General features: G+C 57.6%; 9 protein-coding genes and 1 pseudogene. 2 read left to right on the forward strand and 8 right to left on the reverse strand.

The window, feature by feature from the left end:
• Positions 1 to 480: 480 nt before the first annotated feature.
• Positions 481 to 939 (reverse strand): annotated as a pseudogene (locus CIT25_RS18820) (helix-turn-helix domain-containing protein); the annotation flags it as partial.
• 220 nt (positions 940 to 1,159) lie between these two features.
• Complete coding sequence (locus CIT25_RS18825; protein ID WP_245329900.1) at positions 1,160 to 1,615, reverse strand: response regulator transcription factor; 456 nt, start codon at positions 1,613 to 1,615, stop codon at positions 1,160 to 1,162.
• Positions 1,616 to 2,372: 757 nt separating this feature from the next.
• Between CIT25_RS18825 and CIT25_RS18830 the strand changes: the two genes are divergently transcribed.
• Positions 2,373 to 3,494, forward strand: a complete 1,122-nt coding sequence (locus CIT25_RS18830) for a DUF418 domain-containing protein (RefSeq protein WP_095486047.1) — start codon at positions 2,373 to 2,375, stop codon at positions 3,492 to 3,494.
• A gap of 1,542 nt (positions 3,495 to 5,036) precedes the next feature.
• Positions 5,037 to 5,249, forward strand: a complete 213-nt coding sequence (locus CIT25_RS18840) for a cold-shock protein (RefSeq protein ID WP_008874821.1) — start codon at positions 5,037 to 5,039, stop codon at positions 5,247 to 5,249.
• 228 nt (positions 5,250 to 5,477) lie between these two features.
• On the opposite strand, the gene CIT25_RS18845 is transcribed toward CIT25_RS18840, so the two are convergent.
• The 6 genes from CIT25_RS18845 to CIT25_RS36335 all read right to left on the reverse strand — a co-directional run bounded on the left by CIT25_RS18845 (position 5,478) and on the right by CIT25_RS36335 (position 11,386).
• Positions 5,478 to 5,948, reverse strand: coding sequence for a Ros/MucR family transcriptional regulator (locus CIT25_RS18845; protein WP_024505385.1), 471 nt, complete (start codon positions 5,946 to 5,948; stop codon positions 5,478 to 5,480).
• An 894-nt stretch (positions 5,949 to 6,842) separates the two neighbouring features.
• Positions 6,843 to 7,385 (reverse strand): tetratricopeptide repeat protein, encoded by a 543-nt coding sequence (locus CIT25_RS18850; protein ID WP_082826568.1) that lies wholly within the window; start codon positions 7,383 to 7,385, stop codon positions 6,843 to 6,845.
• Between the two features lie 53 nt (positions 7,386 to 7,438).
• Complete coding sequence (gene sctV / locus CIT25_RS18855; RefSeq protein WP_095486050.1) at positions 7,439 to 9,502, reverse strand: type III secretion system export apparatus subunit SctV; 2,064 nt, start codon at positions 9,500 to 9,502, stop codon at positions 7,439 to 7,441.
• A gap of 232 nt (positions 9,503 to 9,734) precedes the next feature.
• A complete protein-coding gene (locus tag CIT25_RS18860) occupies positions 9,735 to 10,625 on the reverse strand; it encodes a SctD/MshK family protein (RefSeq protein ID WP_095486051.1) in 891 nt (296 codons plus the stop codon).
• Positions 10,626 to 10,741: 116 nt separating this feature from the next.
• Positions 10,742 to 10,984 (reverse strand): nodulation protein NopA, encoded by a 243-nt coding sequence (locus CIT25_RS37550; RefSeq protein WP_224570034.1) that lies wholly within the window; start codon positions 10,982 to 10,984, stop codon positions 10,742 to 10,744.
• 72 nt (positions 10,985 to 11,056) lie between these two features.
• Entirely contained in the window at positions 11,057 to 11,386 is a 330-nt protein-coding gene (locus CIT25_RS36335; protein ID WP_091595908.1) for a hypothetical protein, read from the reverse strand.
• Between the last annotated feature and the right edge of the window lie 625 nt (positions 11,387 to 12,011).

Below are 12,011 nucleotides of genomic sequence, written 5' to 3' on the forward strand. Positions count from 1 at the left end.
AAGCCAAACGAAGAGGCCTTATGAAACCCCTCCTGATCTCGGCACTTTTGCTCAATGTGACCACCGGCGGCTGTACACTGGTTGGCGGGCAATTCGACGTGGCGGTCAACGAATGGCAGCCGCGCCACGCGTCAATGTCCAGGCTTGAAACTGACAGGTGTCTTAAATACGAGGGCACCGTAGCGGGTGCCTCCAGTTATCGAACAGTGCCTAGCAGGTCAGAAGTGCACTTTGACCATAGGGGTCGTCCGTATTTTCGGCGCTCGCGAACAGAGTCGACGGTCAATCGATGCGCCACTGCCAGAGTCTGGAACGGTCAAGTGTTTGTTATCCCCCGTCCGGGCCATATTCTCTGCCGAGGACCAAGAAGGCCCTATTTTCGGTGCCCACGAACAGAGCCAACGGTCAATCGATGCGCCACTGCCAGGGTCTGGAACGGTCAAGTGTTTGTGATCCCCTGTCCCGGCCGTGTTCTCTGCCGAACTCGCCCTTGTAGTCGGCACACCAAAGATCGTTAGGGCGACAGCCGTTTGAAAGTGGTGTCCCCGTCGCCCTGTTGCGCCTGCGCTTGCGGCGCTCGACCATGCCGTGGCGGTCGAGCACGGCATGCACGGTCGAGATCGCGGGCCGGTGCACATCCGGATACAGCCGGGCCAGCCGCTCGCGTATCTTCGGCGCACCCCATGTCGGCTTGTCTTGCTTGAGGCGCACAATCAGCTTCTCGATTTGAAACGGAAGCTGATTGGCGTGGCGATAGGGCCGCCGCGATCGGTCCGTCAGCCCCTCCAGGCCGCTGTCGTTGTAGCGCGTGAGGATCTTGTAGCCGGTCTTGCGCGAGATATCGAACTCCCGGCAAAGCACCGCCATCTTCTCGCCGTCCAGCAGCCGGGCGACGAACTTCAGCCGCTCTTCCATGACGTTACACTCCTTCCAAGGCACCTTGCTCTCCTTGCAAAGGGCCGAAAGTGTAACCCATCTATCCGGAATGAACTGTCACCCATCTCTCGGGAAGGGCAGTCATGGCCAAGGCAACTGGAAGCCGAATTTTCTTTTAGAGTATGAATCAGCGCCGTCTGCCGAAAAGCGCGTCCACGATCTTCCCTTTTGAAACGACCGTGCAGGGCTGGGGCAGACGGTAGTCGAGCACCGCCCATCCGCGTCAAGTCAGGTAGACCTCCTGCCCGTCGCGGAAGAGGCGTCGCTCGGCTGCCTGTATGGAAAGCGTCCCAACCGAAAATTGCGGCTCCGGAAAATGCCCATGGCGACGTGCCACTGCATGGATACGCGCTGAGAGTTCCCCCAGATCGAACGGCTTGACCAAATAGTCGTCGGCTCCAGCGTTGAAGCCCTCGATGCGATGCGAAATCCGATCGCAGGCTGTCAGAATGATGACCGGTGCCGATTCAAGTTCCTTGATCAGCTCCCGCAGATAGTCGATCCCATTGCCGTCCGGCAGGTGAACGTCGAGCAAAATAAGGTCGTAGCCGACCACAGCTCCATAATCGCGCGCTTCGGACAGGTTCTTGGCCCAGTCGACCGCGTGGCCACCAGCCACCAAATGATCGTGCATAGCACTTCCAAGGTCCTTATCGTCTTCAGTGAGCAGTATTCGCATCATGCTGCCGAGCTCCGGTATGAGGGCAAGGCTCCCATCTTATTGGTCGAAGCTGACAATAGGCTGAACCGGCGGCAGCGAATTATTTGGGGAGCTTTCAGGCTGCTGTCAGCTACAACTTGCAAGAAAGGGGTCGTTAACAAAGCCAAACGAAGAGCCCCTATGAAACCCGTCCTGACCTCGGCACTTTTGCTCAATGTGACCCCCGGCGGCTGCATCAGCAAATTGATTTGGGAAACAGGCGCGCCGGTTCTAACGACCGACGCAGGCCGAGGTCTGGAACAGCTGGACCAGCGAACGGCGTCTTCGGTTTTTCAGGCAACAGCCACATGGAAGAATATGATTGGCTCGACCATGCGCCGAGCTTTGTCGAACGGATTGGTCGCGGGCGCACCACCACAGATTATGGCAGGTTTACGCCCTGGCCTTGACACCCGGGGTGATCGTCACCGGCGGAGCCGCGGCGTACTGATCGGATATCCAACGTCGCTGAGTCTCTCGTCGGTGCAGTGGATCTCTCGGCTTAGCCATCATGCAAAAAACGACGGTTCCGCGACACCACTTTTCAGGTCCGTGACACAGGCTTTGTGAGCCGATCTGTTGTTCTTACCCCAGGCTAATGGCTGAACAGCTCTGCCGCCGGCTCGATGCGCCAGATGGCGCGATGTTTTGAACCCTTTCACGAGGCGACGGCAGCAGCCGACCGGCTCTCCTATCGCGGCTCCCGCGATCCACACACCCAACAAGGGAATCTACCATGGTAATGAAGGCACCGGTTGCCGACGCTAGGAATGGGTCGGTAGTAGATCGGCTGGTCGGCATCGACCTCGCTCGGGGCCTGGCTGTCTTCGGGATGTATGCCGCCCATCTCGGTCCCGACCCCGGCGAAGGAGGACTAGTCGGGTTTCTGATGGAACTAACCCATGGGCGGCCGTCGGCCCTGTTTGCCGTATTGGCCGGTTTTTCAATCCTCCTGATTACAGGTCGCAAGGCGCCGAAGTCGGGGATAGCCGGTAGACAGGCCATCGCCAGAGTCGCAATTCGTGCCCTTGTTTTGCTCGCGCTTGGCTCAATCCTGGGCTGCCTCGGTACCCAGGTCGAAGTCATCCTAGAATACTACGGAATTTGCTTCTTGTTGGTATTGCCGCTCCATCGGCTCAGCGCATATCAGCTGGGCTTGATCGCTGCCGCTACGGCATTAGTTCTCCCGCAAGTCCGTTCCTCCCTTCTGTCGGTTGCCCCCAACCTCCTCGACCCGGTCTTCAACCTCATGGTCAACGGCTACTATCCCGCGGTGACCTGGGTTCCTTTCCTCATTGCTGGCATGGCCATCGCGCGCCTTAATCTTAATACGCTAGCAGCGCATTGGCGCCTTGGTCTGGCGGGGGTCGGGCTGGCCGTGTTGGGCCATGGGGGATCCTTGCTCGCGCTGAGTTCCCGCGCTTTGACTGAAACCTCCTTGTGGTGGTCTGACGTTGACGGCGCTTTTGAGCCTTCCAAGTCGTCATTTATAGTCAAGTCGTCATGGATAGCCGCACCTCATAGCGAAACGACGCTTTCGATCGTGGGCAGCACCGGTTGCGCAATGATCATCTTGGCGGCTTGCATGCTCGCTGTGGATGCGCTCCCGCGTCTGCGAAAGCTGGTCTGGCCAATAATCGCAGTCGGCTCGATGTCTTTGACGGCCTATGTGCTGCACATTGCGGGAATAGCCTATCTTATGAAGATAAACATTTTCAAAGACGAGAGCCTGTCCACGCTCTTTGGCTTCGTTGTGGTTATCAGCACTTTTGCGGTGCTTTGGCTGCGCGTCTTCCAGCGAGGACCGATGGAAGTACTGATGGGTAGGGTCGCAGATCTCGCGCGTCACATCCGCTGAGCACCGCCGCGCCCCGGCCTCCCGATCACATTACGGACAAGGTGGGGCTTTGTCCAAAGCTTGTTCGCGGCAGGGGAGGGTACTTCCTCCCACCCTGCCGCCTTGTTGATGGAAGCTAAAACGGTCGCGCAGGCGCTAGAGTTGCATCGGCATAATCAGCTTAAACTCGCGAAGTTAAACCCGCGGTTGGTCTATCTCGGCCCGCCTCACCTGAAAGGCTAAGGTATCCGTTTCGGTCAAGGGTTTTAGGGGCCATTTTCGCTGCGCCTTGAGGAGAGCGTTTGCTAGGATGAGGAGCTTTCGCAACAAGATGATGACCTTTGCGGGTTTGCCTGCCGCCTTTAGCGCCTGGTATTTTGCCTTGAGGTCGGGGTTGAAGCGCAGGGCGAAGGCCGGGCATGTAGAGGGCCTGGCGAACATTGGCCCGGCCGCCCCGGATGAAGGCGCGGCCGCTCCATTTTGCCGAGGCCGGCGAGGCTTGCGGCCTTTGGTTCCGAGTTCCGGCATGTCGATGGTGAGTGTGCAGGCGGTGGCATCCGATGCGCCATATGCTGGTCAGGATTTCGCGGCGCTGGACAGCGTCGGGATCGGCTTTCATGAGGGTAAGCATCGTCTGATCGATATCGCTGAGTTCACGTGGATCTGCTTCCAGCCACTCGTTGTTGTGGCGCCTGAGCAAGGCAAGCGGTCAAGGTCTGGCTCTGGTGCTGGCTGCGGTGCGATCCCCGCACGGGCCAGGTGCCGATCGTGTCGACGATCCACCTCGCCGCAACCAGAGAGCTGCTACTCTCTTCCGCTGTTCATTCTGGCCTCTTCGCAATGAATGTCATAAAATCACCTGTCGCAATTAATGGTTTTTGATTTGGCTCCAACAGCTGGCAGATATCGCCTAGAGTTCCGCAGAGAGCGTCGAAAGTTTTGGCCGCCTTCTTCCGCAGCCGCGCCTTGAGTTTTGAGCAGACCTGTCTTGATCGGGTTGAGATCGGGCGAGCATGGCGGCAGGATCAGGAGCCAGTGCCCCTTTGGCCAACCAGTGGGCGGCGCGTACCTTGCCGACAATCTGGGGTTCCGAACCCGACAGTTGGTTTTCAACCCGACAGTGGCCCGCCTCAGAGCAGGCTACCGCCCTTCGGAGCAGGCAGAAGCTAATCGAGGTTCGCGGGTTCCGGTTTGAATGTGCAGGTCGCTGCGCGCCTGATCTTTCGGTCTGGCGGCACATGACAAAAACCCTCATTTTGGCCGACGATACCCGGTCAGGAGCGGGTATCGCAGTCGAGAAGCGACCCGAGCACGTCCACAAGATGGGCCGAGTTTGCAAGGTGTGTCATTGTTTCTGTCAACGTTCGAGCGACAGCGCACGACGAAACGTCTGGCATACGCCTCGTCTGGCACGCGCCTCGCATATGTTGCAGTTGCTGCTGGAGATCAGGCGATCGAGTGGGCCTTGCAATTTTCCGATTTTGCTGCGCCTAAAGTCTCGTGTACAAATCAGGCTGGCGTGAATGGCCTGCCTAAGTTGCGACTTATTACAAAGGAATGGATATGGCGACTGGAACGGTGAAGTGGTTCAACAGCACGAAGGGTTTTGGTTTTATTCAGCCTGACAACGGCGGTCAGGATGTCTTTGTCCACATTTCCGCTGTTGAACGAGCGGGCCTGTCGACCCTTAATGAGGGCCAGAAGATCAACTACGAGGTGGAACAGGATCGCCGCACGGGAAAGTCCTCTGCAGGCAGCCTCAGCAAGGCTGGCTAACGGTCCGGGAAAGCCTTGGCAAGGTTCGTCATCGCCGGAACGCATTGACGGCTCGAAACCCGGGCCGGAGCATGCAAGTTAATGCCGCGGCAGGGATTGCTGGAGCCATCATGAATTACTCTGGAAATGAGGCTCTTGGACGGGAAAGGCGGGGCTCATCCCCGCCCTTTGATTCCGCGCAGATTGGGCCTACGGCTGCTGCGCGTCCGAACGACTGTTGATACGGATTTAGGCTGCGACCTTCTTGCGGGTCCGTTTCGCCGGCGCCGTGGCTGGGGCTTCCGGCTCTTTCGGTTTGCGGCCGAGTCCCATGGTCTTGGCCAAGGCGGAGCGCGCAGCGGCGTAATTCGGCGCCACCATGGGATAATCCGACGGCAGACCCCATTTGGCGCGATATTCGTCTGGGGTCAGACCATAGTGCGTCGCCAGATGGCGCTTTAGCGATTTGAATTTCTTGCCGTCTTCAAGGCTAATGATGTAGTCCGGTTCGATCGACTTTTTGATCGGGACAGCAGGTTTTTTTACAGGCACAGGCTCTTCTGCCGGTATGAGTCCAGCCGTGCCGTTTAGAGCCCCGTGCACTTGGGCGATCAGGGCAGGAAGCTCCCCCGCCGGGACGGGGTTGTTGGAGACGTAGGCTGATACAACATCGGCAGTGAGCTCGATGAGGATGTCGGTCTTGTGGGGTTCTTCTGTCATAAACTTCTCCGGGCAGCTTGAAACACAGTTGGGCGAAGTGTCGCTACATAGTGGCGGTTGCCGCTGAAAGCAAATGGATCGACGGGTGCGCTGCTCCTCCACCATTGAAGTCTCGGCGACGCATCCCGTCATCGTCCATCGCTAAAGGCAGCGTATTGAATTATGGGAGCGGTCGCGCCCGCCCCACCATAGCGATACAGCAAGACAATCAAAAAAGCCGGTCTTTGCTTGGCCCCAAATCTTTTCTCCTTTCGTGAACGCTGAGCTGCCAAGCTGCTACAGTTCACCTCGCGGGGCAACCGTGCACAACACAGGAGTCGCCCGAGCGATACATTCTTCACTTGCCGCTTATCAGCGCTGGTGATTGCACTTTGCAGCCTGCATCCGGACCCGCAGCGCTCACGCTGTTGGTTTTGCGCCTGCAGGCGTCGGAAGTCGGATCGCCGCAGCTAATTTCCTCAGGCGGACGAATTCAACAAATCGATTGTTTGGATCGAAGGCATCCACACCATCGATGCCTCTAGAATAGGATCCAGCTACAATCACCGTGCTGTAATGGCAGGGACGGCCAGCACAAGCGCGACACGATCCGGCGGGTCCATCGCTGCGTTACGTATTCATGGCTACTGCATCGGGCGCCCGGTCGACCGCCTTAAGCCAGGTCGCCGCATTGCGAGACGGTGACCGGCGAGGGAGAGGGCGCTCTGGCAACGAAGCGAGGCGGGTGGCCTTGCGGGTGGCCGCGTGATGTCATCCGGCTCTCCTGCCGATCTCTGCCGGCCAGATCTGGAGCAACTGTTTTGCATAGATATGGCTCTCTTCAGGGGGCCATCTATGATGGGAGCCGAGCGCGTGTTCGAGCCGGGGAACAGGCTGCGCATGCACTGTGCCCACCTATTGCGATCGTGCTAACCTTGGTTGTTCGGACTTGCCGTTAAAGGCAAGCGACAGATTGAAGTTATGCTGCACCATCTGATTGCCTGGCTCGTTTTCGAGAGCTCGCCGATACAGGGCCTGTGCCGCGTCATGCCGCCCCTCAATGTCCAAAATCACGCCCTTCGCATTCAATGCACGTACGTTTCCTGGGGCTGCAACCAAGACGCTGTCGAGCACCTCAACCGCTTCGTGCGGGCGCTTCTGGCCCACCAAGGCATTTGTAAGTCGTATCGCCGCATCAACATTGTCCGGGTGCTGCTTCACCTCATCCCGCAAAGCCCGCTCTTGAACATCCTGACCAACTTCGCGCAAAATGCGTTCGCGCATAGCCGGATCGATTTGATCGGCGCTGAGCAACTCGGGGGAAGATGTCTCCTGCACGGAAAGAGCCGGCTTTTGCCAGCTGGCGCAACCGCCCAAAGGCAGAATGGCGAGTACGGCAAAAAGAAGTGAGTTCCGGCGCAGAAACATAGGCGATGGAGAAACTGTATTACTATTCATGTTATCTCTCAGTTATCGGGGAGGCGCGTGGCGTTCAGTTAGGAAAGGTGGGACTACTCTAACAATCCGCTGTTCGATCCGTGCGGGAGTGTGACGGATCCTGCGGGGCGAATTGTAAAGTCGGAGGCGAGGTCTTGATAAGACAGCACGGCGAGATCAACCCCGTTTCGCGTCAGAAAGCCGCGGACGAAACGTCGGACATCCATTGACGTCAACAGAATAGGGCGGGTTTGACCCGGTTCTGCGTTCGAAAGGACCTGACGTATCTGTGATAGCATCGCTTCGCTTTGCCGATCCTCCAGTGCGAGATAGGGGCCTGCATCCGAATCTCGAACCGCGCCACGCATCACATCCTCGCTCTCGCGCTCGACGACCAAGGCGGACACGATGCCCTCCGTGTTGGCATGGCGGTGGCAGATCTGTCGCTTCAAACCAGAACGGACATATTCCGTCAGCAGGGCAACGTTTTGCTCACGCTCGCTCCATTCGGCCAATGCCTCCAACACGAGACGGGTGTGGCGGATTGGGATACCTTCCTCCAGGAGGCGGCGCAGAACATCGGCAATCCGAGGAATCGGCGTCGTGCGTAGCACCTCTTTCACAAGCTCAGAATATTCCTGCTCCATTCGGCCCAGGAAATGTCGGGTCTCTTGGATGCCCACCAATCGCGGTGCGTAGCGGGTCAACGCTGCATGGGCGCGCAAGGCGAGGAGTTCGCCGGGAGCCCTATGCTCCGTGCCGGCGCCCGTAAGGGCCTTTGCAGGGGTATGTTCAACCGGGAGTCTGTCCGTTTTCGGCTCACGTCTAAGGGGGACACCGCTCGAGTCGACGTGCGCTACATCGGCTCGGAGCGTCATCTGGTTTGGATCTAAGGCGTCCTGTTCGACTGGCACGCCCTCGACATCAATCCGGAATTGCGATGCAGGCAGCTGCTCGTCAACCAAGACAGGGATGCGAGGAACGATAATGCCCAGATCGGCTGTGACCAGGAGCGAAACGCGCCCAATATGTTTTTGCAATTCGGCTTGATCGACCGCCTGCATAAGATCTGGCGCTAGAAAAAATGCGATCGGGAATTCCTTCGCAGGCGCGGCTTGCTTAGGCTCCGCTGCAGTTCCACCTTTCGCATCGGCAGTGCCGGCGCCCAGCACATCAGCCTTGACAATGCTTACCGCAGCGAACACTGCGGCCAGCATCAGAAAGACGGGGAGGGGAAACCCAGGAACGAACCCCATTACAACCAGGACGCCGGCCGCCAGTCGCAAGGCTCGAGTGCTGGCCGTGAGCTGACTGACCATTTCGGTACCGAGGTTGATCCTCGCCGTCCCAGTCACACGGGTGACGATGGTCGCCGCAGTAATGGAGAGCAGAAGGGCCGGAATCTGCGATATCAATGCATCGCCTATCGTCAGCAGAGTATAGTGATGCAGTACCTCGCCGAAGGACATGCCCTTGGAGAGCAGGCCGATCGAAATTCCACCCAGCATGTTGATGCAGATAACCACCAGCCCGGCGATGGAATCGCCCTTCACAAATTTCATCGCGCCGTCCATCGCGCCATAGAGTTGGCTTTCCTTCTCCAATTCGGCGCGCCGCCGGCGGGATTCGTTGGCATCGATGTGGCCGTTGCGTAGCTCTGCGTCGACCGCCATTTGCTTGCCCGGCAGAGCATCCAGCGTGAAACGCGCCGCCACTTCTGCCACCCGTTCGGCACCCTTCGCGAGGACCATGAATTGCACCATGGTGACGACCAGAAATATGACGAAACCCACCACGATATTGCCTGAAATGACGAAATCGCCAAAAGTATGAATAATGCTGCCGGCCTCCCCCTCGGCCAGGATCAGTCGCGTCGTTGCGACCGTGAGCGCGAGACGGAATACAGTGGAAATCAAAATAACGCCGGGCAAAGAGGAAAAATCAAGTGGAGTACTGACATACAGGGCAACCATCATCAGCAGTATGGCCAACCCCATATTGAATCCTATCAGGGCGTCGACCACCACGACCGGGATAGGCATGACCATCATCGCGACAGCCAGAAGCAGCATCAACGCAACCATTAAATCCGGGCTGGCCGGCGCACGCTTGATGAAGTCACGCAGGACGTTGGCCATCGAGACACCTTTGCAATCGGTTGAGACTTACTCTGCTGTTACGCCATGAAACGTGGCTTTCGAACTCCGAAGGCGCCTCAGCCTTGGCCAGCGCGTGACCCTGCATGAGAGCCACAAGCAGGCGCGAAATGGCTGGGCAGCAAATGTTTCCAACGCAGCCAGCTTGTCAGCACCGAGCGCGACAGGATGTTTGGCTGGCCATAGAGTGCTGCTTGATGGGGCCTGCGAGCTTTCAATATTGGAGAGCAGCAATGCGGCCATTCCTGCTCAGCAGCACACGGCTGTCCTCAATACGATCGACCACCCATCCATCAGCCAAAATGGCGCCGACAAAATACTTCTCGCTGTCGATGACAATATATGGTTGGACCCCATGCCACACAGCTTCGACCGCGATTGCGGATGGCGCCTTCTCCTCTTTGATGAGCACTCCGTTCACCAGTGTTAGAGTACCCTTGGTGCGACGATCGAACGATTGCTGAAGCTTCTGCCAGCTGATGACCGATTCAGACGTGACGGTGCCTTCGGCGGTCACAACACCCTTTGCCGACCCAATCTTGACGTCGAGAAGACCCGCTCGATCGACTTCCTCCTGCAGCTCTTGGGCCGCTGCCTCCGTAAGTTCATTGTCAGCGCGGTGACTGATCGTTCTGGACGCGACTTCAGCCCGAAGTGAATTGGGGCTCGATCCACTTGCATCGCCAAGATAGGAGATCGTGCCTGAAAGCGCGCCGATCCCGAGTGAGCTGATTATGACCATGGCGAGCACACCGATCGGTAGGCGCGGTATGCCGGTCGAACCAGGCGGCTCTGCATCCTGCACGGACAAAGCAATGGACATCTCGCCTACGAGCAGGACGACAGGAAGGGGCACAACAACGGACTGGCCTGCGGCGATATTCCGGTTGCCCTCGATACTGAGTCCGGGTGCAAGCGCCTCGAGTTCGATCGACTTGCCAAGAAGAGTTACACGAAGATGATGCGGTGCCAGTCCTTGCTCGACAAAGACCAAATCGGCATCGAAGCCGCTGCCGATTAAACACGTTTGAAGATCCGTCTTGCCGGTCAGTCCGCAATAGAGCCCCGAAAGCACTTCGAAACGGAGGGAAACGGCGTCATCCACAGAGCATCTCTCAAACAGGATAGAAGCCGCATGGCAATTGCCATGCGGCTCATTTCGGGACTACGTCGCGTCAATAAGGAGACGCGCTAGGGGCAGTCTAAAAGCCGCTTCCGACATTACGAAACGCGTTCGTCGGCGGCCTTCTTGATGGTCTGGAGATTGGTCGTTAGAGTGCGCAACTGGACACTCCTTTTCGTCGCCTCCAAGCTAACATTGGTTAGTTCCTGCACTTGCGCCTGAAAAGCAGTAGCATCAGCTCCGCTTGTATTGCCGGGAGTGCCACTGTTAGTTTTATCGGTATTGCCGGCGCTACTGGTATTGGTATTGCCTGATTTTTTATTATTATCAACTGCAGCCATGATCATTCCTTTTTCTGTTGGAGTTGTGCCGTCAATAACGGCCTGTATGACCTCACGCCGGATTTTCCCGCGTCAGGCATCTTCTGTGTCATCCAAAGCTTCATCGGCCTCAGCCATCGCATCGTTCGCGAATTGGAACGCGAACGATCGCAGGATACTTTGGAAGGCTTCACTTTGTGCTGCAGACTGTGAGTTGTCTTGAAGTTGATCATTTGAAACGGTCCGGTTATCCGCCCGATCGTTCCCGCCAGCTGGCTTGCCATCATTCCCACCAGCTGGCTTGCCATCATTGCCACCAGCCGGCTTGCCATCACCAGAATGCTCGGATTTCGAATCCCCATGGCCCTTTCGGATCAAGGAAGTCCCGAGGTTGCCAACTCCACTCCCAATTGCTGCTATCATCAGGTACTCCGGCATTTGCCATTGGCGGCGACGTGTTAAAGGTTAACCTCGATCAAGCTAAGGGCGGGAGCTTTCGAGAACCTGACGGCTTTTGACAAAAACCGGCCAGCGCAAAAACGTATGCTCTGCAGGATGTTGCTCTCGCATCGAACAGTCGACCACGATCTCGGCTGTTCGGCCAATCCCGCCGTCCACGCATGCCGCGACCGAATGGCAGCCGCAGCAGCTCGTTTGAATCCTCGATGCTGTGGTGTCGAACAGGAGACACGGTCCACGTGCTGCATGACCGCAATGACCGTATTCTTGCTGGCTCCACGGGCGCACGCAACGAGCAGGAACTCGGTCTTTGCATCACCATTCTCTCGCCTGCACATCACGGCCCGGCGCGGTGAGCTCATTGGCTTCGAGAAGGTCGGCGACCGTACGAACATGGGATGGTCTGCCGGCTTTGGGAGGCCGGTGCGGATCCTCTTCTCACCATATCGAAAGCTTGAAGCGGTCGGATTTTCTTGCCCTGTTCGTGAGAACTCCCATCGTCAGCTAATCGTCAGCCAAGCGGTCTATCTAGGCCGGCCGTGCCTGACCTTCGGATCCAAAGGTCCCGTCTCGACACTTTTTGTAACTA

This window comes from Mesorhizobium mediterraneum (genome assembly GCF_002284565.1).
Classification (GTDB): domain Bacteria; phylum Pseudomonadota; class Alphaproteobacteria; order Rhizobiales; family Rhizobiaceae; genus Mesorhizobium; species Mesorhizobium mediterraneum.

Coding starts and splice junctions, on each gene's coding strand:
- CIT25_RS18825 (WP_245329900.1), bottom strand. CDS start 1,615: ATGCGAATACTGCTCACTGAAGACGATAAGGACCTTGGAAGTGCTATG.
- CIT25_RS18830 (WP_095486047.1), top strand. CDS start 2,373: ATGGTAATGAAGGCACCGGTTGCCGACGCTAGGAATGGGTCGGTAGTA.
- CIT25_RS18840 (WP_008874821.1), top strand. CDS start 5,037: ATGGCGACTGGAACGGTGAAGTGGTTCAACAGCACGAAGGGTTTTGGT.
- CIT25_RS18845 (WP_024505385.1), bottom strand. CDS start 5,948: ATGACAGAAGAACCCCACAAGACCGACATCCTCATCGAGCTCACTGCC.
- CIT25_RS18850 (WP_082826568.1), bottom strand. CDS start 7,385: ATGAATAGTAATACAGTTTCTCCATCGCCTATGTTTCTGCGCCGGAAC.
- sctV (WP_095486050.1), bottom strand. CDS start 9,502: ATGGCCAACGTCCTGCGTGACTTCATCAAGCGTGCGCCGGCCAGCCCG.
- CIT25_RS37550 (WP_224570034.1), bottom strand. CDS start 10,984: ATGGCTGCAGTTGATAATAATAAAAAATCAGGCAATACCAATACCAGT.
- CIT25_RS36335 (WP_091595908.1), bottom strand. CDS start 11,386: ATGATAGCAGCAATTGGGAGTGGAGTTGGCAACCTCGGGACTTCCTTG.